Here is a 21,956-nt window from a genome sequence, read left to right as displayed (position 1 = left end):
AGAGGGGCGGAGGCGGGGTGGAGGCGGGGTGGCTCCAGTGGGGCGCGAGTCGGGCTGGGGGCGGGGGGTTGAGCATCGGGGCACCGTGCGGGCGGGACGTTCCGCCGCCGGATGGACCATGGAGAAAGGCGAACGATGACCGTTCCCAGCCGCCGCAGCTTCGTCGCGCGCACTCTCACTCTCACGGCGGCCGCCGCCGGGCTCACCGCCGGCGCCGTGCCCGCGCAGGCCGCGGGCAGGTCCGTCCCGGACGGCGGGACGGTCGTCACCCCGGACGATCCGCGCTACGCGGACCTCTCGCAGCGCGGCAGCAACAAGCGCTTCACCGCGCACCCGGACGCGTTCCGGCTGGTCACCACCACCGAGCAGGTGGTGCGGGCGGTCGGCGACGCGGTACGGACGGGCCGGCGGATCGCGGTGCGCAGCGGGGGCCACTGCTACGAGAACGTGGCGGGCGACCCGGCGGTGCGGCTGGTGATCGACCTCGGGGAGATGAACGCCGTCGGCTACGACCCGCAGCGGCGTGCCTTCGTCGTCGAGGCGGGCGCCCAGCTGCTCGACATGTACAAGAAGCTCTACTACGGCTGGGGCGTGACCCTGCCCGGCGGCGCCAGCGCGACCGTGGGCATGGGCGGGCACATCGCCGGTGGCGGCTACGGCGCGCTGTCGCGTGCGCACGGGCTCGCCGCGGACCATCTGTACGCCGTCGAGGTCGTCGTCGTCGACGCGTCGGGCCGGGCCCGCGCGGTCGTCGCCACCCGGGAGCGCACGGACCCGCTGCGCGAGCTGTGGTGGGCGCACACCGGTGGCGGCGGCGGCAACTTCGGTGTCGTCACCCGTTACTGGTTCCGCTCGCCGCAGGCGCCCGCGCACTGCACGGACCCCGCCCGGCTGCTGCCGCGCCCGCCGGGCAACGTGTTCACCGGCAGCGTGTACTTCCCGCGCGAGGGCATGGACCGGGCGTCCTTCCGCCGGCTGGTGCGCAACCACGGCCAGTGGCACGAGCGCAACAGCGGCGCCGCCTCGCCGTACGCCGGCCTGTTCGGCGGGCTGGTGCTGTACGGGCGCCCCGCAGCCGGCGATCCCGGGCCCGCCGCGGTCAGCTTCGCCCACATGGACGGCTCCCGGCCGGACGCCGAGCGCCTGCTGCGGGAGTACTCCGCCGCCGTCGCCGAAGGGGTGGGCGGCTCGCCGGAGATCAGCGAGATCGGCAACCAGCCGTGGCTGGCCGCGACCGAGTCGCTGGCCGCCGCCCAGGACAGCGACGCAGGACGCCACAAGATCAAGTCGGCGTATCTGCGCCGCGGCCACGACGACGCCCAGGCCGACGTGCTGTACACGTACCTCAACGGCACCGGGAACCGGCACGACTCCGCCTCGGTGTCGTTCCAGTCGTACGGCGGCGCGATCAACTCCGTGGCCGAGGACGCCACCGCCTCCACGCACCGCGGCTCGGTGCTGAAGGCGCTCTACATGAACACCTGGCAGGACCCGGCCGCGGACGCCGAGGCCGTCGACTGGCTGCGGCGGCTGTACCGGGACCTGTACGCCACCACGGGCGGGGTCCCGGTGCCCGGCCGCAGCACCGACGGCTGCTACATCAACTACCCGGACATCGACATGGCGGACCCGCGGTGGAACACCTCGGGCCTGCCCTGGCACCGCCTCTACTACAAGGACGCCTACCCGCGGCTGCAGCGGGTCAAGGCCGCCTTCGACCCGCGCGACGTGTTCCGCCACACGCTGGCCGTACGGGCGGAGCCGGGCCGGTGAGGGTGCTGTTCGTCTCCTTCCCGCACGGCACCCACTACTTCTCGATGGTGCCGCTCGCCTCGGCTCTGCGGACGGCCGGTCACGAGGTGCGGGTGGCCAGTCACCCGGACCTGACGGACCAGATCACCTCGACCGGCCTGACCGCGGTGCCGGTCGGCGTTCCCGGCTGGTACGAGAACGACCCGCACGCGCCCGAACTGCTGGGGCAGATCCTCGAAGAGGGCTCCGACCACGTGCAGGACTTCGACTTCACGGGCGAGGACCGCACCCAGTGGACCTACGAGTCGCTGCTCGCCCTGGAGAGCATCGCGGTGCCCTCGCTGTACGCCTCGGTCAGCAACGACCCCATGCTCGACGACCTGGTGGCGTACGCCAGGCACTGGCGGCCGGACCTGGTGGTGTGGGAGCAGCACACCTATGCGGGCGCCGTCGTCGCCCGCGCGGTCGGGGCCGCGCACGCACGCCTGCTGCACGGCATGGACATCACGGTGCGGGCCCGGCAGGAGTTCCTGCGCCGCACAGCGCTCCTGCCCGCCGCCGCGGTGCAGGACCCGACGGCGGAGTGGCTGGGGCGGGTGCTGCGCCGCTACGCCCCCGGCCTGGGGTTCACCGAGGAGATGGTCACCGGGCAGTGGACCGTGGACATCACCCCGCCCGGCTCCCGGTTCGACCTCGGGGTGGCGACGGTCGGCGTGCGCTACGTCCCGCACAACGGTGCGTCGGTGGTGCCGGACTGGCTGCGCAGGCCGGCCGAGCGGCCCCGGGTGTGCCTGACGCTGGGAGTGTCCGGCGAGCTCGACCACGCGGGCTTCTCCTTCGGCGCCGTACTGGAGTCGCTCGCGGACGTGGACGCGGAGATCGTCGCGACGCTCGGCGGCCAGGGCGGTGCGAAGCCCCCGGCCGTGCCCGACAACGTCCGGCTGGTGGACTTCGTCCCGCTCAACGACCTGCTGCCGACGTGCGCGGCCGTCGTCCACCACGGCGGCATCGGCACCCGGACCACCGCCGAGCTCCACGGGGTGCCGCAGGTGATGCTTCCGTACGGCTGGGACACGGTCGCCAAGGCCCGCCGGGTGGCGGAACTGGGGTACGGGCTGTGTCTGCCGGCCAGTGAGCTGACGGTGGAGGCGCTGCGGGCGGCCCTGCTGCGGCTGCTGACGGAGCCCTCGTTCACCGAGGCGGCGGCGAAGGTGCGCGCCGAGATCCTGCGGGAGCCGACGCCGAACGACATCGTGCCGGTGCTGGAGCGCATGACGGTGGCGGCCCGTGCGGGGCAGCCTTCCTGACGTACGGCCAGAAGTGCCGGCCCGGCTCGCGGACGCAGGTGCTCAGACCAGTGAGGCCCCGCCGTCGACCGCCACCGTGGTGCCGGTCGTGGTGCCCGCCTCGGGACCGGCCATCGTGACGATCCACCAGGCCACGTCCTCGGGGCGGCCCACCCGGCCGGAGGGCGTGCGGGCGGCGGCCGCCCGCTGGTGGTCGGCAATCTCCTGGGCGCTCCACCCCATGCGCTCGCCGATTCCGGTGTCGGTCTCGCCCGGGGCGACACCGACCGCGCGGATGCCCAGCGGGGCCAGTTCCACCGCCCAGGTACGGACGAGGAAGTCGAGGGCGACCTTGGTCGCGCCGTACAGGGACAGGCCGGGGAAGGTGCGGCGGCCGAGCGTGGCCGCGGTGCCGACCGCCACCACGGTGCCGCGCGCGGCGCTCAGGGCGGGCAGCGCGGCCCGAGTGAGGAGGAGCGGGGCGAGCAGGTTGGTCTCCAGCTGTGTGTGCGCGTGGGCCCGGGTCAACTCCCCGGTGGGCTCGGGGAGTACGGCCGCGGCGTTGTGCACGAGTACGTCGAGCCGGCCGAAGGCCGCCAGCGCCGTCGACACGATGTGCCGTGCGGCGTCCGGTGCGGTCAGGTCGGCGACCAGGGTCCGTATCCCGGGGTGGTGGGCCGCCGTCGCGTCGAGGGTCGAGGCCGTGCGGCCCACGACCAGTACCCGCGCGCCCTGTGCGGCGAACGCCCGCGCGGTGGCGCGCCCGATACCCGTACCGCCTCCGGTGATGACCACGGCGGGCCGGCCGGTACTGCTGCTGGGGGAGGTCGTCATGGTCCGGACGCTAGCCATCCACGCTCGAAGGCCGCTCTAGCGCCCGCTGGGAGGGTGGCCGGAAGTCGAGGCGGAGCATGCCGAAAACCGGCCCCGTCGTACTCCCTCAGGAGGCAAGGCATGTCCGTGCACACGTCCGAACAACCGGCGCCAGGACCCACGCGGGCGCCGGTCCCCTCGGCGCCGCCGACCCGCGGGCGCGCCGCGCGGGCGGGTGTCGCGCTCGGCCTGCTGGCGGGCTGCAACGCGATGGTCCTGCTCGACGAGTCGATGGTGCAGATCGCCCTGCCCGGGATGAGCCAGGACCTGGGGCTCGGCCCGGTCGGGCTCGGCTGGGTGCTGAACTCCTACCTGCTGGCCTTCGGCGGGCTGCTGCTGCTCGGCGGGCGGGCGGGGGACCTGCTGGGGCGCCGCAAGGTGTTCCTGGCCGGCGTCGCCCTGTTCACGCTCGCCGCGGCGCTGCGCGGTGCCGCGGGGTCGGGCGAGTTCCTGATCGCCGTACGGGCGGTGCAGGGGGTCGGCGCCGCACTCGCCACTCCCAGCGCGCTGGCGCTGGTGCTGAGCATGTTCGCCGAAGGGCCGCCGCGCAAACGGGCCATCGCGGTGTGCACGGCGGTCGGCGCGGCCAGCACCACGGGCGGGCTGCTGCTCGCGGGCACCCTGTCCTCGGTCAGTTCCTGGCGCTGGGTGCTGCTGCTGAACGTGCCCGTCGGGCTGCTGATCCTGCTGCTCGCCCCGCTCGTACTGAAGGAGACGCCGCGCGCCCGGGGGCAGTTCGACCTGCTCGGCGCGCTGCTGTCGACGCTGGGGGCGACCGCGCTCGTGCTGGGTCTCGCCCGCGTGGCGGAGCACCCGTGGTCGGACCTCACGGTCGTCGGCCCGATCGCCGCGGGCGCTGCCCTGTTCGCCGTGTTCGTCCTGGTCGAGCGGCGGGCCAGGCAACCCGTGCTGGTGCTGCGGCTGTTCACCGACCGCAACCGGATCTGGGCGTGGGCGGGCACCTTCGCCGTGCAGGGCGCGCTCATCGGCACGGGCTTCTTCCTCGTCCAGTTCTTCCCGCAGTTCACCGACTACGGGCCGCTCGGCACGGCCTTCGCGCTGTCCCCGATCGCCGTCACCATGGTGGTCATGTCGGGTGTCGTCGTCCGGCTGGAGAGGATCTTCGGGGCCCGGCGGGTGATGCTGGCGGGTGCGCTGCTGCTGGCCGCCGCCAACCTGTGGCTGTCCCGGCTGACCCCGGAGTTCACCTACGCGAGCGATGTGCTGGCGCCGCTGGTCGTCTTCGGCTGCGGCATGGCCTGCTACGTCATCCCGCCGATGATCCTGGCCACCTCCCGGCTGCGCAGCGACGAGGCGGGCGCCGCGTCCAGCGTGCACAACTCGCTGCAGACGCTGGGCGCTTCGCTGGGGGTCGCGATCCTGGTGACCGTCGCCGCCCACGGGGGCCGCGGCGCGGCTCCGGGCCAGGAGTTCGTCGCGGGCATGCAGGCGAGTTTCGTCGCGGGCGCCTGCTGTGCGGCGGCCGCCTTCCTCGCCGCCCTGTTCGTCCGGTCCCCCGCCAGCGCCGAGGTGCCAGCCGGTGCCGAGGTGCCCGCCCGCGACCGCTGAACCCCTCCGCGACCACTGAGAGAGAAGGAGGAATCCGTGCGCTTCAAGACCGCGGCACACTTCGGTGTCGTCGCCCTGATGTGGGGATCCAGCTACTTCTGGATCAAAATCGTCTTCCAGGGGCTGAACTCGGCGCAGTTCAGCTTCTTCCGGATCCTCGTCGGCGCCGTCGCCATGCTGGGCGTGCTGCTGCTGAGCAGCGCCCGGCTGCCGCGCCGGCCGCGCGTCTGGGCGCAGCTGATCCTCATCGCCTTCCTCGCCAACGCGCTGCCGGTGCTGCTCGTCGAGCTCGTCGACGACGCGCTGGGGGCCGACGCCGGCATGGTGTCGGTGTTCAACGCGAGCGTGCCGCTGTGCGTGGTCGTGCTCGTCCTGGCGCGGCGCGGCGGCGCCCGGGTGCCGCTGCCGCTGGCGGCCGGGCTGCTGGTCGGCTTCGCCGGTGTGCTGGTGCTGTACGCGCCGTGGGAGACCGGCGCCGCGTGGCTGTCGGCGGGCGCGGCCGTCAATGCCGTGGCGGCCCTCGCCTACGGCTGGTCGATGCTGCTCATGGCGAAGCTGATGGGTCCCGGCGAGAAGGGCGGCCAGGACATGCCGCCGCTCGTACTCGCCACCTCCCAGGCGGTCATCGGGGTCGGCTGGGCGGCCCTCAACATGCCGCAGGGCGGCTTCGACCGCGCCCCCCAGTGGTCCGGGGCCGTCATCGGGGCGCTGCTGGTCCTCGGCATCCTCAACACCGGTCTCGTCTACCTGTGCTTCGCCCGGCTGATCCGCGACGAGGGTCCGGTACGGGCCTCCAGCGTGCTGTACGCGGTACCGGTGGTGCTCACCCTGGGCACGGTCCTGCTGGAGGGCTACCGGCTCGCACCGCGCGAGATCGTGGGGATGGCGGTCATCCTGGCCGGACTGGTACTGGCCAGGATCCGGTGGGGTACGCGGGCCGCCGCGGGCCCGGCCGCCCTCGCCGACGCCGCCGGTCCCGCCAACTCCTCTTCCTCCTCCAGCCCTTCCGCCCCCGCCGCCCCTGCCGCGGGCGTCCGGGAGCCCGCCCTCACCGATTCCAGGAGGACGCTGTCGTGATCACCTTCATCAACCGCTTCACGGTCACCGGGCCGGCCGCGGAGTTCGAGCGGGTCTTCGACGAGACGTCGGAGTTCTTCGCCGCCCAGCCCGGCTTCCTCGGCCACCGGCTGGTACGGCACACGAGCGACCCGGCCGCCTATGTGAACATCGCCGACTGGCAGGACGACGCGTCCTTCCAACAGGCGCTGCGGCAGCCCGAGTTCGCACCGCACCGGGCGGCGCTGCGGGAGCTGAGCACCGGCGAGCCGAACCTGTACGCCGCGGTGTCCGAGCGCGTCGCCTGACCCGGCGCCGTACCGTACGCACCCGTACACACCCGTACGCACCCGTATGAAGCCGCATGAAGCCGGGCCCCGTCCGGTCCGCCCCGCGCGTCGCGGGCCGGGCCGGGCGGGGCCCGGTGCGCTTCTGTGTGCCGCGCTCAGCGGCCCGCGGGGCGGCCCAGCACGACCGGAAGGTGTGCCAGGGCTCCGGTCACCGGGGCCCTTCCCCTGCGGTACGCGGGCCCCGAGGCGCGCAATTGGGGCCACCGCAGGGCGAGTTCGGCCACCACCGTGGCGGCCGTCGCCCGCACCAGCGGTCCCAGCTCCACCCCGTGCGGGGCGGGAACCAGCACCTGCCCGCCCGCGTCAGGGTCGCGATGGGCGGCGCCCACCACCACCGCCACCTGGTCGCCCGCCCCGATCCGCTCCCCGCCCACCTCGGCGTCGGCCGGCGCGGTGAAGGCGTGCACCTTCACCGGCGGGTCGTGCCGCAGGGTCTCGGTCACGGCCCGCTCCGCCGCCTCGGGCCCCCCGGCCGCCAGCTCCGCCCACTGCCCGCTTTCCCGGAGCAGGGCGTGCAGCGTCCCGGCGACGAGTTCGCGGGCGGCCCGCACCTCCACCACCGCCCGGCGCGCGGAGCTCCCGCCCAGCAGGTCGCGCAGGACGGCCACCGCTTCGAGGAGCCGGCGTGCCTCCTCGTAGGAGGGCGGGGCCAGCGCCGCGTCGAGCGCGGGCGCGGCGTCCGCGCAGGCCGACAGGAACCGGTCGCGGTCGCCGCCGGTCAGTGCGTGCAGGTCGGCCAGCACCTCGGCGGGGACGCGGGCGGCCACCTCCGCGACGAGTTCCGTCCCGTCGCGCAGCGCGGCGAAGCGGCGGGCGCAGGCGAGCGCAGTGAGCTCCCGGACGCGGTCCGCCGCCGGCGGCGGGCCGGCCACGTCGGCGGCCGGCAGTCCGGCGTCCCAGGCCAGGGCGGTACGGGGCTGCGGCGCGGGCGGGCGCACCGGGTGCGCGTCGGCGAGGGCCAGCAGTTCCACGGCACTCGCGTACTGCCCGGACACCCAGGTCCCCAGCCGGCTGCGCCACACCGGCCCGCGGGCCCTGATCCGGGCGTACTCCTGGGACGGCGACGTACCGGGGACGCCCCGCAGGAGCGCGGCGTAGGGGTCGCCGCCCGCTGCGTACAACCAGTGGATTCCCTGGACGAGTTGGAGACGGCGGCCCGTCTCCTGTTCCGTGACGGTCATCTGCGGCACCCTCTCTGCACGGGCTCTTCCTCGCGGGCGCGGGCGCGCCACGGGCACGGCGCAGGTTAGGCGGACCGGACGGAGCAGCGGTCGAGCGGAACCGGTCCCGACGGTTCCACCCGTACTCCAGCACGGCTCGATCGCCGGTCCGCAGAATCGGCCTCCCAACTGTGCAGTTGAGCCCGGAGGTGACGTCGGCCGTGCCGAACCCCAACACACCGGACGGACTGGATGATCCGCCAGCCGGCCCGGCCGCACTGCTGCGCGAGATGGTGCGCATCCGCTGTGTCGAGGAGGAACTGGCGGACCTCTACCGCGACGAACAGGAGATGCGCACCCCCGTGCACTTCTCCGTCGGGCAGGAGGCCGCCGCCGTCGGGGTGTGCACCGCCCTGCGCGCGGACGACCTCGTCTACACCGGGCACCGCAGCCACGCCGCGTACCTCGCCAAGGGCGGGGATCTGGCGGGCATGGTCGCGGAGCTCTACGGCAAGGAGACCGGCTGTTCCCGTGGTCGCGGGGGCTCGGTCCACCTGAGCGACCGGGCCGTCGGCTTCGCCGGTTCGGCCGCGATCCTCGGCGAGATGATCTCGGTGGCCACCGGGGCCGCCTGGGCGCTGTCCAGAGAGGGCACCTCCCGGGTGGTGAGCACCTTCTTCGGTGACGGCGCCTCCGAGGAGGGCGTCCTGCACGAGTCGCTCAACTTCGCGGCGGTGCACCGGATTCCCATCGTCTTCGTCTGCGAGAACAACTCGTACTCGATCTCCTCGCCGCTGTCGGCGCGCCAGCCCGCACGTTCCGCCACCACGGGGATCACCGAGCGGGCCCAGGCGTTCGGGATCGCCGCCGAGCGGCTCGACGGCAACGACGTGCGTGCCGTGCACGAGGCGGCGCTGCGGGCCGCCGCGCACTGCCGCGCGGGCCTGGGCCCGTACTTCCTGGAGCTGGACACCTACCGCTGGCGCGAGCACGTCGGTCCGAACTGGGACAACGGCATCGACCGGCCCGGGGACGAGGTGGAGGCGTGGCAGGAGCGCTGCCCGATCCGGCGCACCGCGCGGGAGCTGGGCGGCGCCGCCCCCGACATCGAACGCCAACTCCTGGACTGGGACGAGGAGTTCCGGGATCTGACTCGCCTCGCGGTCACCGCGGCGAAGGCCGCCCCCTACCCGGACGTGGACCGGTTGACCGACGGCGCCTACGGACGCCCGTACGGCGCGAGCTGACAGGAGAGCACGATGACACGCACGCTCACGTACGGGCAGGCCATCGCCGAGGCGACCGTCCAGTGCATGGAGGCCGACCCGAGCATCGTGGTGGCCGGCCAGAACGTCGACGACCACAAGGGTTCCTACGGCACGACCCGCGAGGCCTTCCTGCGGTTCGGCGCCGGGCGGGTGATCGACACCCCCAACAGCGAGACCGCCGTCGCCGGAATCTGCGTCGGCGCCGCCGACCAGGGCATGCGCCCGCTGGTGGTGCACACCCGGGCCGACTTCATGTTCCTGGCGATGGACGCCATGATCAACCTGGCCTCCAAGTGGCGCTACATGTACGGCAACCAGAACGGCGTGCCCGTCGTCATGCGCGGGGTCGTCGGCCGCGGCTGGGGGCAGGGCGCCACTCATTCGCAGAGCCTGCACGCGACCTTCGGCCACTTCCCCGGCCTGTACGTCGCGGCCCCGGCCAGTGCCGCCGACGCCAAGGGCCTGCTGGTCTCGGCGCTGCAGGCGGACACGCCCGTGGTGCTCATGGAGAACCGTTCGCTCTATCCCGTCCAGGGCGAGGTTCCCGAGGAGGCAGTGCCGGTGCCCTTCGGCGTGGGCCGCATCGCCCGCCACGGCACCGACGTGACGGTCGTGGCGGCCTCGCTGATGGTCCACGAGGCGGAGCGCGCCGCCGCCCTGCTGGCCGAACAGGGCATCAGCGTCGAGGTCGTGGACGTGCGGAGCATCCGGCCGCTGGACGAGGACCTCATCTGCGAGTCGGTCGCCAGGACCGGCCGGGTGGTGGTGGCCGACACCAGCTGGGCCAGGTACGGCTTCTCGGCCGAGGTCGCCGCCGTGATCGCCGAGCGCATCCCCGCCGAACTGCGGGCCCCGGTCCGCCGGGTGACACCGCCGGACTGCCCCGCCCCGGTGTCCTGGCCGCTGGAGGAGGCGTTCCACCCCAGTGCGCGCTCGATCGCCGGGGCCTGCCTGGACCTGCTGGGCGAGAACGCGGTCGCGGTCCCGGCCCTGACCGGTGTGGACGCCGGATTCATCGGCCCCTACTGACCGAGCTTTTCCCCCACTTCCCCCCCCGAACGAAAGGTACAGACGTGGAATCGAGCAGGTCGGCCGTGGTCGCCGAGGGGCTCCGCAAGAACTACGGCGAGAACCGGGTACTGAACGAACTGAACCTCACGGTGCCCCAGGGCACGGTGTGCGGTCTCCTCGGTCCCAACGGAGCGGGCAAGACCACCACGGTGGGCATCCTGTCCACCCTGCTGTCGGCGGACGGGGGCCGGGCCGAGGTCGCGGGCTTCGACGTCGCCCGCGAGTCGGCCCAGGTGCGCTACCGCATCGGGCTCGTCGGCCAGCACACCGCCATCGACGAGGTGCTGAGCGGCCGGCAGAACCTGGTGATGTTCGGCCGCCTCTACCACCTCTCCCCCGCCGTCGCCCGGCGCCGTGCGGACGAGCTGCTGGAGCGCTTCCGGCTCACCGACACCGGCGCCAAGCCGGTGAAGTCGTACTCGGGGGGCATGCGCCGCCGTCTCGACCTGGCGGCGAGCATGGTGCTCGCACCGCCGGTGCTGTTCCTGGACGAGCCGACCACCGGTCTCGACCCGCGCAGCCGCAACGAGGTCTGGGACTCCGTACGGGCGCTGGTGGAGGGCGGTACCACCGTGCTGCTCACCACCCAGTACCTGGAGGAGGCCGACCAGCTCGCCGACAGCATCTCGGTGATCGACTCGGGCCGGGTGATCGCCGAAGGCACCCCGGAGCAGCTCAAGGGCCGCATCGGCGGCGACCGTCTCGACGTCGTGGTCCGCCACGCCGCCGACCTGTCGTCGGCGGCGGGCGCCATGGCCCGGATCGGCGCGGAGGAGCCCGTCCTGGACGAGGCCACCCGGCAGATCAGCATGCGGGTCAAGGACCGTACCAACGCGCTCACCGAAGTGGTGCGGGCGCTGGACGGCGCGGGCGTCGAGGCGGAGGACATCGCACTGCGCCGGCCCACCCTCGACGAGGTGTTCCTGCACCTCACCGGGGAGGACCGCGGCGCGGACACCGGGGCGGGCGCGGACTCCGCCAAGCAGTCCGGGCAGTCCGAGCAGTCCGAGCAGTCGAAGAAGACGAAGAAGTCGCAGTCGAAGGAATCGAAGAAGTCGGAGGCGGCCCACGCATGAGCATCGCGATCCCGGACCTTCCCACCGGTCCCCTGTCCCGGCTGCGCTGGGCGCTCGCCGACGGGTGGACGATCACCCTGCGCGGGCTCACGCACTGGACCCGAGAGCCCGGCACCGTCATCAGCGGCATGCTGTTCCCCGTCATGATGGTCCTGATGTTCGGCTACTTCTTCGGTGGCGCGATGCAGGTGCCGGGCGGCGGCGACTACCGCGAGTTCCTCCTCCCCGGCATGTTCGTGATGACCATGGTGTTCGGGGTGGGCGAGACGGTGACGGCCGTCGCCGCGGACAAGAACCGCGGCGTCACCTCCCGCTTCCGCGCCATGCCGATGGCGCCTTCGGCCGTCCTCGTCGGCCGCTGCGTCACCGACATGCTCAACACGGTGCTCGCCCTGGCCGTGCTCTTCGGCGTGGGCCTGCTCATGGGGTGGAGCGCGCACGGCACCACCGGCCAGACCCTCTTCGCGGTGGGCCTGCTCCTGCTGCTGCGCTTCGCCCTGACCTGGGTGGGCATGTACCTCGGGCTGCTCATGAAGGGACCCGAGGGCATCACCATGGTGCAGACCCTCGAATTCCCGGTGGGCTTCCTGACCAGCGCGTTCGTCGCCCCCGCGACGATGCCCGGCTGGCTGGGCACCATCGCCGAGTGGAACCCGCTGTCCTCCACCGTCACGGCGACCCGGGAACTGTTCGGAAACCCGGGCTGGGCCGGTGACTCCTGGATCACGCAGAACGCGACCCTGATGGCTCTCGTGTGGCCGGTCGTGCTGTTCGCCGTCTTCTTCCCGCTGGCCGTACGCCGGTTCCGCCACCTCACCGCCTGATCCGGGCCCTCCCCCCACTCCCCCTCTGCTCCACCCGCTCCACCTGCTCCACCTGCTCCACCTGCTCCACAGCCCCCAACTCTCGGAGATTCCTATGGTTCTGGGCATCCGGGCACGGCTGGCGGCCACCGCCGCAGCCGTGCTCCTCCTGACGACTCTGGGGGGCCTGGCGACAGCCTCGGCCGCCACCGGCCCGGACCCGCGCACCAGCGGGTCCGGGCCGGTGCGCTGCACCCCGTTCGGCTCCGCCGTGGCCACCGCCCCCGGCGCCCGCGCCGACCAGAAGATCACCGGCACGCTGTGCCGCCCCCGCAGCACCCACGCCCGCACTGTCCAACTGCTGCTGCACGGAGGAACGTACGACCGCAGCTACTGGACCAGGCGCGGCGATCCGCGCGGCCCGTCCTACGTGGAGGCCGCCGGCCGGGCCGGGCTCGCCACGCTGGCCGTCGACCGGCTGGGCACCGGCCGCAGCTCCGCACCGCACAGTTCCCGGTTCACCGACAGGACCCACGAGCTGGTGACCCTGCAGCTGATCCGGAAGCTGCGCAGGGCCGGCTACGACAAGGTGATCCTGGTCGGGCACTCCTTCGGCGCCACCGTCGCCCGCATGGTCGCCGTACGCCACCCCGAGGAGGTCGACGGCCTGATCCTCACCGGTGAGGGCTCACCGCCCAACCACAAGGCGTTCGAGCAGATGGGCGGCCTGTACCTGCCCGCCAACCGGCATCCGCTGCTGGCCCGGCGGGGCCTCGACGACGGGTACACGTCGCTGCGGACCGGCGGCAAGGCCGACTGGTTCTACGACCTCAGGACCACCGACCCGGGGGTGCTGCTGACCGACGAGTTCACCACCGAGCCGGACGTCTACCCCGCCGACCCGGCCTACGGGGACGTGGCGCTCAACCGGCGCATCAGGGTCCCCGTCCTGGTCGTCGTCGGCGAGCGGGACAAACTGATCTGCGGCGCCCCGGGCAGCGACTGCTCCAGCTCCGCCGCCCTGCGGGCCAGCGCGGCACCGCTGTACGGGCCGAAGGCCAGGCTGGAGGCCCTCGCCGTGCCTGCCACGGGGCACGTACTCAATCTGCATCGCACCGCCCCCCTGTGGTACGCATACGCACAGGAGTGGGCGAACCGCCGCGTGGGCGGCGGAAGTTGACCGAACTGTACAAGCAAGGGGCGGGCCAGATGGTGTGGATGACGCAGGAGCAGGCGGGCCTGCTCGCACGGTGGGAGGCCGTCTTCGAACCGGGGGACCCGGCACGGACCGGCCGGCTGGCGTTCTACGCGGGAGCAGCGGGCGGGGGAGAATCGGCGGACGTGAGCGGGCCGGCCTCCGCAGACCTGCCGCCACTCCCGGTGGGCGAACCGGGAGAGGCGGCCCTGGTGTTCGCCGGGAGCAAAGGACCCGAAGTACGGACGGTCCCGGTACTGCGGCTGACCGTCGCCGAGGCGCTGCCCGCGCTCCTGTGGGCACGCAGGCAGTACGACAGTGAAATCGGCGCGGGCGGGGCGGGCAGTGCAGGCGGCGCGGGCGGCACAGCCGGCGCGGGCGGCACAGGAGGCGCGGGCGGGACCGGCGGCGCGGGCAGTGCAGGCGGGACCGGCGGCGCGGGCAACGCAAGCGGCACAGGCGGCACAGCCGATGCGGTCGACGCAGGCGGCGCAGGCCTCGCCCGCCCCGCGGACTGCGCGGGCGGCACAGCCGGCGCGGGCGGCGCAGTCGGCACAGGAGGCACAGGAGGCACAAGCGGCAATGCGGGCGGGCGCCTTGGCGGCGCGAGCCGGTCCGCCGCCTTCTGGGGGACCGCCGCCGCCCTCGCCCTGCACCTGACCGCCCGCAGGCGTCTGCTGCCCGGTGTCTCCAGTGGCGGTTACGACGCCTGGCGGGCGGGGCCGCTGGATTCCGGGGACGTGACGCTGCTGCGCGAGGTGGCCGCCGCGGCGCCCGCCGCCGCGCTCGCCGTGCCCGTTCCCGTACCCGAAGGGGGGCCGCTGCTGCTGACCGGCGCGGTGGACCTGGTGCGCGCCTTCGTCGACGCGGTGGGCGACACCCTGCCGCGTACCCCGGCGGCGGCGACCGCCACCGGGCGTGCGGCCTTCGCCGCCGTCGAGCCCCAGCACGTGCCGCAACTGCGCGAGTGGGCCGAGGCGTTGTCGGCCGGTCTTGACTCGGGCGTACGGGTGGCGCTGCGCCTGGACCTGGTGCCGGAGCCCGACGGCAGCCGGCCGCCCGTGCTGCGGCTGGTGCCGCAGATCTCCAGCCTCGCCGACCCGACGCTGCGCGCCGACGCCGACGAGCTGTTCGCCGGCGCCGACGCGGCCGGTCTCGGCCCGCGCGCCCAGAGCGACACCGTCGTCGCCCTGCGGCGCGCCGCCGAGGTCTGGCCGCCGCTCGGCCGGCTGCTGCCGGTGCCCTCCGCGCTCGGCCTCACCGGGCGCGAGGTCCAGGAGCTGCTCGGCGACGCCACGGCGCGCCTGGCGGCGCACGGGGTGGAGGTGCTGTGGCCCGAGGACTCCACCAGCGGCCTCACCGCCCGTGCCGTCGTCGGCGGCGACCTCGCCGCCCCCACCCAACTGCGCTCCTTCCTCGGCTCCGACGGCACCGTCGGCCTGCGCCGCCACCTCGACCTCGACGGCGAGGCCCTCACCGACGAGGAGATGGCACAGATCGCCGGCGCCGAGGGGGCCCTGGTCCTGCTGCGCGGGCGCTGGGTGCTGATCGACGCGGAGATGGGCCGTGCGGCCCGCGAACGCGAACTGAAGCCGCTGACCGCCATCGAGGCGCTCGCCGTGGCCCTCACCGGGCACACCGAGATCGACGGCCGGCAGGTCCGGGTCTCGCCGAGCGAGTGGCTGCTCGCGCTGCGCCACCGGCTCGCCGACCCCGACGGCGGCAGCGAGCCCGTGGAGCAGCCGGCCGCGCTCGCCGCCACGCTGCGCGACTACCAACTGCGGGGCCTGCGCTGGCTGGAGCGGATGACCTCGCTCGGTCTTGGCGGCTGTCTCGCCGACGACATGGGCCTGGGCAAGACCGTCCAGCTGATCTCGCTGCATCTGCTGCGCCAGGAGCACGAGGACAGCGAGGGCCCCACCCTGGTGGTCTGTCCGGCGTCCGTGCTGGGCAACTGGCAGCGGGAGATCGTCAAGTTCGCCCCGGGCACGCCGGTCCGCCGCTACCACGGTCCCGGCCGCACCCTTCAGGGTGCCGGCTCCGGGTTCGTACTGACGACGTACGGCACGATGCGGCTGGACGCCGCGCACCTCGGCGCGCACCGCTGGAGCATGGTCGTCGCCGACGAGGCCCAGTACGTGAAGAACCCGCACGCGAGCACGGCCCGCGCGCTGCGGCTGATCCCCGCCGACGCGAAGATCGCGCTGACGGGCACCCCGGTGGAGAACAACCTCTCCGAGCTGTGGGCCCTGCTCGACTGGACCACGCCCGGTCTGCTCGGCAGCCACGGGCAGTTCCGCCGGCGGTGGATCTCCGCCATCGAGGCGGAGCGCGCCGAGCGCGCCGAGTTCGGGCCGCCGCCCGGCGAGGACGGGGAGTACGGCACCGTCGCACGCCATCTCTCCGAGCTGGTGCGCCCGTTCCTGCTGCGCCGCAAGAAGACCGACCCCGGTGTCGCACCGGAGCTGCCGCCCAAGACCGAGACGGACCGCCCGGTCGAGCTCAGCGGCGAGCAGCAGAAGCTGTACGAGAACCATGTGCGCGACGTCATGGCCGAGATCAGGTCCACACAGGGGATCGCCCGCAGCGGCCTGGTGCTCAAGCTGCTGACGGGTCTGAAGCAGATCTGCAACCACCCCGCCCAGTTCCTCAAGGAGGAGAACTCCCGCCTCGACCAGCGCTCCGGCAAGCTGGAACTGCTCGACAGGCTGCTGGAGACGATCATCGCCGAGGACGGGGCCGCACTGGTCTTCACCCAGTACGTCACCATGGCGAAGCTGCTGGAGCGGCACTTGCGGGACCGGGGGGTGCCCACCCTGTTCCTGCACGGCGGGACGCCCGTGCCGCGCCGCGAGGAGATGGTGCAGCAGTTCCAGGAGGGCGCCGTCCCGGTCTTCCTGCTCTCGCTGAAGGCGGCCGGAACGGGGCTCAACCTGACCCGTGCCGACCACGTCGTGCACTACGACCGCTGGTGGAACCCGGCCGTGGAGGCGCAGGCCACCGACCGGGCGTACCGGATCGGCCAGACCAGGAAGGTGCAGGTGCACCGGATGATCGCCGAGGGCACGGTCGAGGACCGTATCGCGGCGCTGCTGGAGGCGAAGAAGGGTCTCGCCGACGCGGTGCTCGGCTCCGGCGAGCAGGCCCTGACCGAACTGAACAACGACGAGCTGGCCAACCTGGTCGAGCTGAGGAGCGCGGGATGAGCGGGGAGCACAACGGAGACCACGGCGGGGACCACGGCGGGGAGCCCGGCGGGGAGCACAGGGGGGCGCGGGGCTTTCCCGCGTTCGCCGCGCGCAAGGGCAGCCGGTCGCGTGGGCAGTCCTGGTGGGGGCGGGCCTGGACCGAGGCGGTGGAGGACGCAGGACTCGACGAGGATTCGCTGAAGAAGGGCCGCACCTTCGCCCGTTCGGGCCGGCTGGGGCCGATCACCCTCAGTCCCGGCCGTATCGCCACTCAGGTCTACGACGGGGACTCGTCGTACGCGACGGTGCTCACGCTCGACGTCCTCGACGACGAGGAGTGGGAGCTCCTGTGGGAGAAGTCGGCCGAACGGCCCGCCGTCCTGCAGGAGTTGCTCGACGGCGCGGTGCCGCCCGACCTGCTGGAGTCGGCCGAGGACGCCCGGGTGCGACTGCTGCCGGGGTACGGCGAACTGGAACCCGACTGCGACTGCGACTCCTTCGACGACGTGTGCGCGCACGCCGCGGCGCTGTGCTACCAGACGGCCTGGCTGCTGGACCAGGACCAGGCGCTGCTCCTGCTGCTGCGGGGACGCGGCGGGCGGGAGGCCGTGGAGGAGCTGAAGTCCGTCCTGCTGATGCGGGCCCTGGCGGGTGAGGACTCCGAGGAGGAGGAAGAGGAGTCCGGCGGGCCGGCGCCCCTCGTGCCGCCCGCGCCGCCCGCCGGGGCGGTCCCCGCCGAGGACGTCTTCGGCCGTGCGCCGGTGGCGCTGCCCGCCCTGCCCGCGCTGCCCGGTGCGGCCACCCGGCGGGAGCCGGTGTCCGGCATCGGGGCCGATCCGCTGGAGCAGCTGGTCGCGGACGCGGCCGTACGGGCCAGGGAGTTGCTGGCCCATGTGCACGGTTTCGTGGCCGAGCCGTCGCCGCCGCTCGATCTGCGGCGGGACACCGTACGGATCGCGGCGACGCACCCCGATCCGAGGGTGATCGTGCGGCTGGGCAAAGCCGGTGGCGACCCGGAGCACCTGGAACGGGCCGCGCGGGCCTGGCGGTGGGGCGGCAGCGCGGGTCTCGACGTACTGGAGGAGGCCTGGACGCCGTCGCGCCAGGACGACGCGCGGGCCCGCATCGCGCTGGAGGCGGGCTGGGCGCAGGACGAGCTCCCCGAGGTGGAGGTGGAGCGGAACCGCTGGACGCTGGCCGGACGGGGGTTGCAGCTGCGGCACGGCAGGGACGGCCGCTGGTACCCGTACCGGCAGGAGGGCGGCCAGTGGTGGCCGTCGGCGACACCGCACGAGGATCCGGCGGATGCGTTGGGGGAGTTGTTGGGGGAGTAGGCCGCGCCGGATGGCGGTGAGGGGTGGGGTTGTCGGTGAGCTGCGGCGGCGTCGTGGCGGGGCGCGCCCGCGCGGCGGAGCCGCAAAATGACACAGCCCCGCGCCCCCAAGGGGGCGCCCCACTTGGGGGCGCCCCACTGGCTCAGAGGTCTACGACCAGGCGGGGGCTCTGGGCGCGGGAGACGCAGGGGTACATGAGGTCGGTGCGGGTTCGGTCCGACGGGGAGAGTACGTCGTCGCGGTGGTCGGGGGTCCCGTGCAGCACCCGTAGTTCGCAGCTGCCGCACAGGCCGTCCTCGCAGGACGCGGACAGTCCGGGGGCCTCTTCGCGCAGGGCTTCCAGGACCGATTGGTCGGCCGGTACCGCCACCACGGTGCCGCTGGCGGCGAGTTCGACCTCGAACGGCAGGTTGTCGGCGGCCTGCCGCTTGTCGGCGGAGGACTCGAACCGCTCCAGGTGCAGGGTCCCGCTCGGGCAGGCGGTGTCCATCGTCTCCTCGACCGCGCGCATCAGAGCCTGCGGGCCGCAGCAGTACACGGCCGTCCCCTCCGGGCTCCCCGCGAGCAGGGCGCCCAGGTCGGGGCGGTCCGCCACGTCGCGCGGATGCACCCGCACCCGCTCGGTGCCGTAGTGCTCAAGCTCCCGTACGAACGCCATGGCGGCGCGGCTGCGTCCCACGTAGACCAGACGCCAGTCGGCGCCGCGCCGCTCCGCCTCCTCGATCATGGGCAGGAACGGGACGATGCCGATGCCGCCCGCGACGAAGAGCAAGGACTCGGCGTCGGCCAGCGGGAAGTGGTTGCGCGGGCCGCGCACCGCGATCCGGTCCCCCTCGGACAGGCCGTGCACCTCGGCGGAGCCGCCCCGGCCCGCCGGTTCGCGCAGCACCGCGACGCGGTAGCCGCCGGTGTCCTCGGGGTCGCCGTACAGGGAGTACTGGCGCACCTTGCCCGAGGGCAGGACGAGGTCGATGTGGGCGCCCGCGCTCCACTCGGCGGTGCGTGCCCCGTCGGCGGGGACGAGCCGCAGGCCCACGACCCCTTCGGCGAGCCGGTCGACCGCACCGACGGTCACGGGGACGTCCACGGCACTCTTCGCTCCGGCGGACCCGGACCCGGACCCTGAACCGGTCGCGGGCCCGGCCGCTCCCGCGCCGGCCCGGCGTGCCGCGTACCGCAGTCCGCGGCGGGTGCGCCCCCACGGCTTGTACACGGAGAGGAAGCCCAGGAACACCAGCACGCCGAACACCGGCGGCACGGTCCACGCCAGCAGGGCGCCCTCCTCGCTGGGCCGGTACACCCCGCCCTTCGACGCGGCAGCCTTCTCGGCCGCCACCAGCACCAGCGGGTGGGTGTACACCCAGGCGAACACCGCGACGGCCAGCGAGAGGACCCACTTGGTCAGCACCCACCGGTGGCGCAGCAGCCCCCAGGGGGTGCCGTGCCCCAGCAGGACGCCGGTGACGCCGCAGACGAGGCTGATCAGGGAGACGGTGGTCTCGTCGAAGATGTACATCGCGAAGTACGCGCCTTCGGCGATGCCCGGGTCGGTGGTCAGATGGCCGATCAGCGCGAGCGTGGCCATCGACATGGACAGGCCCATCCAGCCGACGGACGAGGTGATGTGCAGGGCGAGCGTGAGTCTGCGCCCCCTGGGTCCGAGCCGGAACTCCCCGCGGTCCGCCCGCCGTTGCCGCCGGGTCCGCCGGGGCCGCCGTTCCTTCGTCGTGCTGCTGCTGGTCACCTCCTCCTGTTCGGCCGTGGGGGGTGCGGACGATCGGGCCAGGGTGGGGGTGGGCACGGGCTGCCTCTCTCTCCTGTCGGTTCTGTGCGTCGCACCGGTTCTCGTTCCTGCGGTGGGGGCCGGTGCACTCGACTGCCCCCCGAATCTCCCAGCGGGGACTGGAGCCCGGCTCGGGCGGCGGGCGGCTCCCGCAGGTCGCGGCGGTGCTCCAGCGCCTCTCCGTGGCCTCTCCAGCGCCGTTGCCGACGCTGGCCGGACCGCGGCAGGCGCAGCAGTCAGGCAGCGTCGACACAGGGGTGAAGGTGGAAGAAGAGATGACCGTTCTCGTGACAGGCGCGACCGGAGCCGTCGGCCGCCACGTGGTGGACCGGCTCGTCGCGGAAGGGGCGTCCGTACGGGCGCTGACCCGCTCCCCTGCCACGGCAGGGCTGCCCTCGGGCGTCGAGGTGTTCGAAGGCGATCTGGAGCGGCCCGCCACCGTGCGCGCCGCGCTGGAGGGGGCCGAGCGGCTCTACCTCTTCCCGGTGCCCGAAACGGCGCGGGAGGTCGTCGCCCTCGCCAAGGAGGCGGGGGTACGGCACATCGTCGTGCTGTCCTCCTCGTCGGTGCTCGACACCAGCGGCGACAACCACAGCGGCGCACACCACCGTGCGGTGGAGGAGGCCGTCGAGGCCTCCGGCATCGACTGGACCTTCGTACGGCCCGACGAGTTCGCCACCAACCTCCTCTGGAAGTGGGGGCATTCGATCCGTGCCGAGTCCGTGGTGCGGGCGCCGTACGGCAACGCGCCGCGGGTGCTGATCCACGAGGCGGACGTGGCCGCGGTGGCCGCCACCGCCCTGCTGGAGGACGGGCACGCGGGGCAGGCGTACGTACTGACCGGGCCCCAGGCCCTCACCCAGGCGGACCAGGTTCAGGTACTGGCCGGGGCGGCAGGCCGGCCGCTGCGCTTCGAGGAGATCACTCCCGACGAGGCGCGCGCCGAGATGGGCCGGTTCATGCCGGCCCCGGTCGTCGAGATGGTCCTGGGCTATCTCGCCGACGCGGTGCACCACCCGCCCTCCCCGGTGGACACCGTCGAGCGGGTCACCGGCCGCCCGGCCCGTACCTTCGCGCGGTGGGCCGCCGACCACGCCGCCGACTTCGCACCGCAGCCGGCGGGGGCGACGGCATGAGCATCGACATCCCCACCGGTCTGCGCACCGCCCACGTGTCGCTCACCGGCACCGGCACGGCCGAGGAGCACCTGGTGCCGGGCGAGAGCCGGCGGCCGGAAGCGGGCAAGGGCCAGGTCGTGGTGCGGGTCGAGGCGGCAGGCGTCTCCTTCGCCGAGGTGCAGATGCTGCAGCACCTGCACCCGTTCCCGCCCCGGTTCCCCTTCGTGCCCGGTTACGACCTGGTGGGGCGCGTCGCCGAGGTGGGCCCCGGCGTCACCGGGCACCGCGTCGGCGACCGGGTCGCGGCCATGCCGCGGCACGGCGCCTGGCAGGAGTACGTAGCCGTGCCGGCGACCCAACTGGCCGACGTGCCCGAGGCGTTGGACGCGGCCGTCGCGGTCTCGCTGGTCACCAACGGGGTGACCGCCTATCAGATGCTGCACCGGGCGACGGCCCCGCAGGCCGGGCAGACCGTGCTGGTGCACGGTGCGAGCGGCGGTGTCGGCACCCTGCTCACGCAGCTCGCCGTGCACCGGGGGCTGCGCGTCATCGGCACCGCGTCGCCCGCCAAGCACGCGACGGTGCGCGCCCTGGGGGCCGAGCCCCTCGACTACCGCACCCCCGATCTGGCCGCTGCCGTAAGGGAGTTGGCGCCCGATGGCGTGACCTGCGTCTTCGACCACATCGGCGGCCGGGGGCTGGACGCCGGGTGGGCGATGCTGGCCCGCGGCGGCACCCTCGTCTCCTACGACTCCTCGGTGGCCGGCTACCGGCCTGGCCAGTGGTTCAGGCCGCACGTCCCCGCGCTCCAGCGCACCGGACGGCGCTGGATCGCCCGGAAGCTGGGGCTGACCGGCGGCCGCAGACAGTCCATGTACTACGTCAAGCCCGGCGAGAACTTCCGCACCGACCTGGCCGCGCTGTACCGCCTGCTCGACGAGGGCGTACTGGAGCCGAAGATCGCCGCCCGGCACCCGCTGGCCGACGCCCGTCTCGCCGTACGCGCGCTGCTGGACGGCAGCACCGTCGGCAAGCACGTCCTGATCCCCTGACCCCCCGACCCCCTGACCCCCT

17 protein-coding genes are annotated in these 21,956 nt (G+C 73.8%); 14 read left to right on the top strand and 3 right to left on the bottom strand.

Translation table 11 applies throughout. From position 1 onward, the window contains the following. Positions 1 to 135: 135 nt before the first annotated feature. The gene (locus tag AB0D18_RS27880) at positions 136 to 1,773 is read left to right on the top strand and encodes an FAD-binding oxidoreductase (RefSeq protein WP_362424189.1); all 1,638 of its coding nucleotides are present in this window, start codon (positions 136 to 138) and stop codon (positions 1,771 to 1,773) included. Beyond that, entirely contained in the window at positions 1,770 to 3,059 is a 1,290-nt protein-coding gene (locus AB0D18_RS27875; RefSeq protein ID WP_362424186.1) for an activator-dependent family glycosyltransferase, read from the top strand. Before AB0D18_RS27880 ends, AB0D18_RS27875 begins: the two co-directional genes overlap by 4 nt. Positions 3,060 to 3,101: 42 nt before the next feature. On the opposite strand, the gene AB0D18_RS27870 is transcribed toward AB0D18_RS27875, so the two are convergent. Further along, entirely contained in the window at positions 3,102 to 3,872 is a 771-nt protein-coding gene (locus AB0D18_RS27870; RefSeq protein ID WP_362424183.1) for an SDR family oxidoreductase, read from the bottom strand. A 120-nt stretch (positions 3,873 to 3,992) separates the two neighbouring features. Between AB0D18_RS27870 and AB0D18_RS27865 the strand changes: the two genes are divergently transcribed. Genes AB0D18_RS27865 through AB0D18_RS27855 form a run of 3 tightly spaced genes read left to right on the top strand, consistent with a single transcriptional unit; the run spans position 3,993 to position 6,844 of the window. Then, entirely contained in the window at positions 3,993 to 5,480 is a 1,488-nt protein-coding gene (locus tag AB0D18_RS27865; RefSeq protein ID WP_362424181.1) for an MFS transporter, read from the top strand. Between the two features lie 36 nt (positions 5,481 to 5,516). After that, positions 5,517 to 6,557 carry a DMT family transporter gene (locus AB0D18_RS27860; RefSeq protein ID WP_362424178.1) on the top strand — a complete coding sequence of 347 codons (1,041 nt, stop codon included), beginning with the start codon at positions 5,517 to 5,519 and terminating at the stop codon, positions 6,555 to 6,557. Further along, entirely contained in the window at positions 6,554 to 6,844 is a 291-nt protein-coding gene (locus AB0D18_RS27855) for an antibiotic biosynthesis monooxygenase family protein (RefSeq protein ID WP_362424175.1), read from the top strand. The genes AB0D18_RS27860 and AB0D18_RS27855 overlap by 4 nt, the downstream gene beginning before the upstream one ends. Before the next feature lie 137 nt (positions 6,845 to 6,981). On the opposite strand, the gene AB0D18_RS27850 is transcribed toward AB0D18_RS27855, so the two are convergent. Then, complete coding sequence (locus AB0D18_RS27850; protein ID WP_362424173.1) at positions 6,982 to 8,067, bottom strand: hypothetical protein; 1,086 nt, start codon at positions 8,065 to 8,067, stop codon at positions 6,982 to 6,984. A 200-nt stretch (positions 8,068 to 8,267) separates the two neighbouring features. Between AB0D18_RS27850 and AB0D18_RS27845 the strand changes: the two genes are divergently transcribed. From AB0D18_RS27845 to AB0D18_RS27815, 7 genes are all read left to right on the top strand, one after another. Beyond that, positions 8,268 to 9,293 carry a thiamine pyrophosphate-dependent dehydrogenase E1 component subunit alpha gene (locus AB0D18_RS27845; RefSeq protein WP_362424170.1) on the top strand — a complete coding sequence of 342 codons (1,026 nt, stop codon included), beginning with the start codon at positions 8,268 to 8,270 and terminating at the stop codon, positions 9,291 to 9,293. A 12-nt stretch (positions 9,294 to 9,305) separates the two neighbouring features. After that, on the top strand, positions 9,306 to 10,343 hold the full coding sequence (locus AB0D18_RS27840; protein WP_362424167.1) for a transketolase C-terminal domain-containing protein: 1,038 nt from the start codon (positions 9,306 to 9,308) through the stop codon (positions 10,341 to 10,343). 44 nt (positions 10,344 to 10,387) lie between these two features. Then, positions 10,388 to 11,461: an ATP-binding cassette domain-containing protein gene (locus AB0D18_RS27835; RefSeq protein WP_362424164.1), complete on the top strand. Its 1,074-nt coding sequence runs from the start codon at positions 10,388 to 10,390 to the stop codon at positions 11,459 to 11,461. Then, positions 11,458 to 12,285 (top strand): ABC transporter permease, encoded by an 828-nt coding sequence (locus AB0D18_RS27830; RefSeq protein WP_362424161.1) that lies wholly within the window; start codon positions 11,458 to 11,460, stop codon positions 12,283 to 12,285. The genes AB0D18_RS27835 and AB0D18_RS27830 overlap by 4 nt, the downstream gene beginning before the upstream one ends. A gap of 94 nt (positions 12,286 to 12,379) precedes the next feature. Continuing rightward, positions 12,380 to 13,444, top strand: coding sequence for an alpha/beta hydrolase (locus tag AB0D18_RS27825; protein ID WP_362424158.1), 1,065 nt, complete (start codon positions 12,380 to 12,382; stop codon positions 13,442 to 13,444). A 29-nt stretch (positions 13,445 to 13,473) separates the two neighbouring features. Next, entirely contained in the window at positions 13,474 to 16,665 is a 3,192-nt protein-coding gene (locus tag AB0D18_RS27820) for a DEAD/DEAH box helicase (RefSeq protein WP_362424155.1), read from the top strand. Beyond that, the gene (locus AB0D18_RS27815; protein ID WP_362424151.1) at positions 16,662 to 17,981 is read left to right on the top strand and encodes a hypothetical protein; all 1,320 of its coding nucleotides are present in this window, start codon (positions 16,662 to 16,664) and stop codon (positions 17,979 to 17,981) included. Before AB0D18_RS27820 ends, AB0D18_RS27815 begins: the two co-directional genes overlap by 4 nt. 142 nt (positions 17,982 to 18,123) lie before the next feature. Here AB0D18_RS27815 and AB0D18_RS27810 read toward each other — a convergent pair whose 3' ends face one another. Continuing rightward, the gene (locus AB0D18_RS27810; protein ID WP_362424148.1) at positions 18,124 to 19,782 is read right to left on the bottom strand and encodes a 2Fe-2S iron-sulfur cluster-binding protein; all 1,659 of its coding nucleotides are present in this window, start codon (positions 19,780 to 19,782) and stop codon (positions 18,124 to 18,126) included. Positions 19,783 to 20,039: 257 nt separating this feature from the next. Between AB0D18_RS27810 and AB0D18_RS27805 the strand changes: the two genes are divergently transcribed. Beyond that, on the top strand, positions 20,040 to 20,900 hold the full coding sequence (locus AB0D18_RS27805; RefSeq protein ID WP_362424146.1) for an NAD(P)H-binding protein: 861 nt from the start codon (positions 20,040 to 20,042) through the stop codon (positions 20,898 to 20,900). After that, positions 20,897 to 21,934 carry a zinc-binding dehydrogenase gene (locus AB0D18_RS27800; protein ID WP_362424144.1) on the top strand — a complete coding sequence of 346 codons (1,038 nt, stop codon included), beginning with the start codon at positions 20,897 to 20,899 and terminating at the stop codon, positions 21,932 to 21,934. The genes AB0D18_RS27805 and AB0D18_RS27800 overlap by 4 nt, the downstream gene beginning before the upstream one ends. The last annotated feature ends 22 nt before the right edge of the window (positions 21,935 to 21,956 follow it).

Source organism: Streptomyces sp. NPDC048442 (assembly GCF_040651475.1).
Taxonomy (GTDB): domain Bacteria; phylum Actinomycetota; class Actinomycetes; order Streptomycetales; family Streptomycetaceae; genus Streptomyces.
Note: the sequence above shows the minus strand (reverse complement) of the source record. Positions and strands in the feature narration are given on the sequence as shown.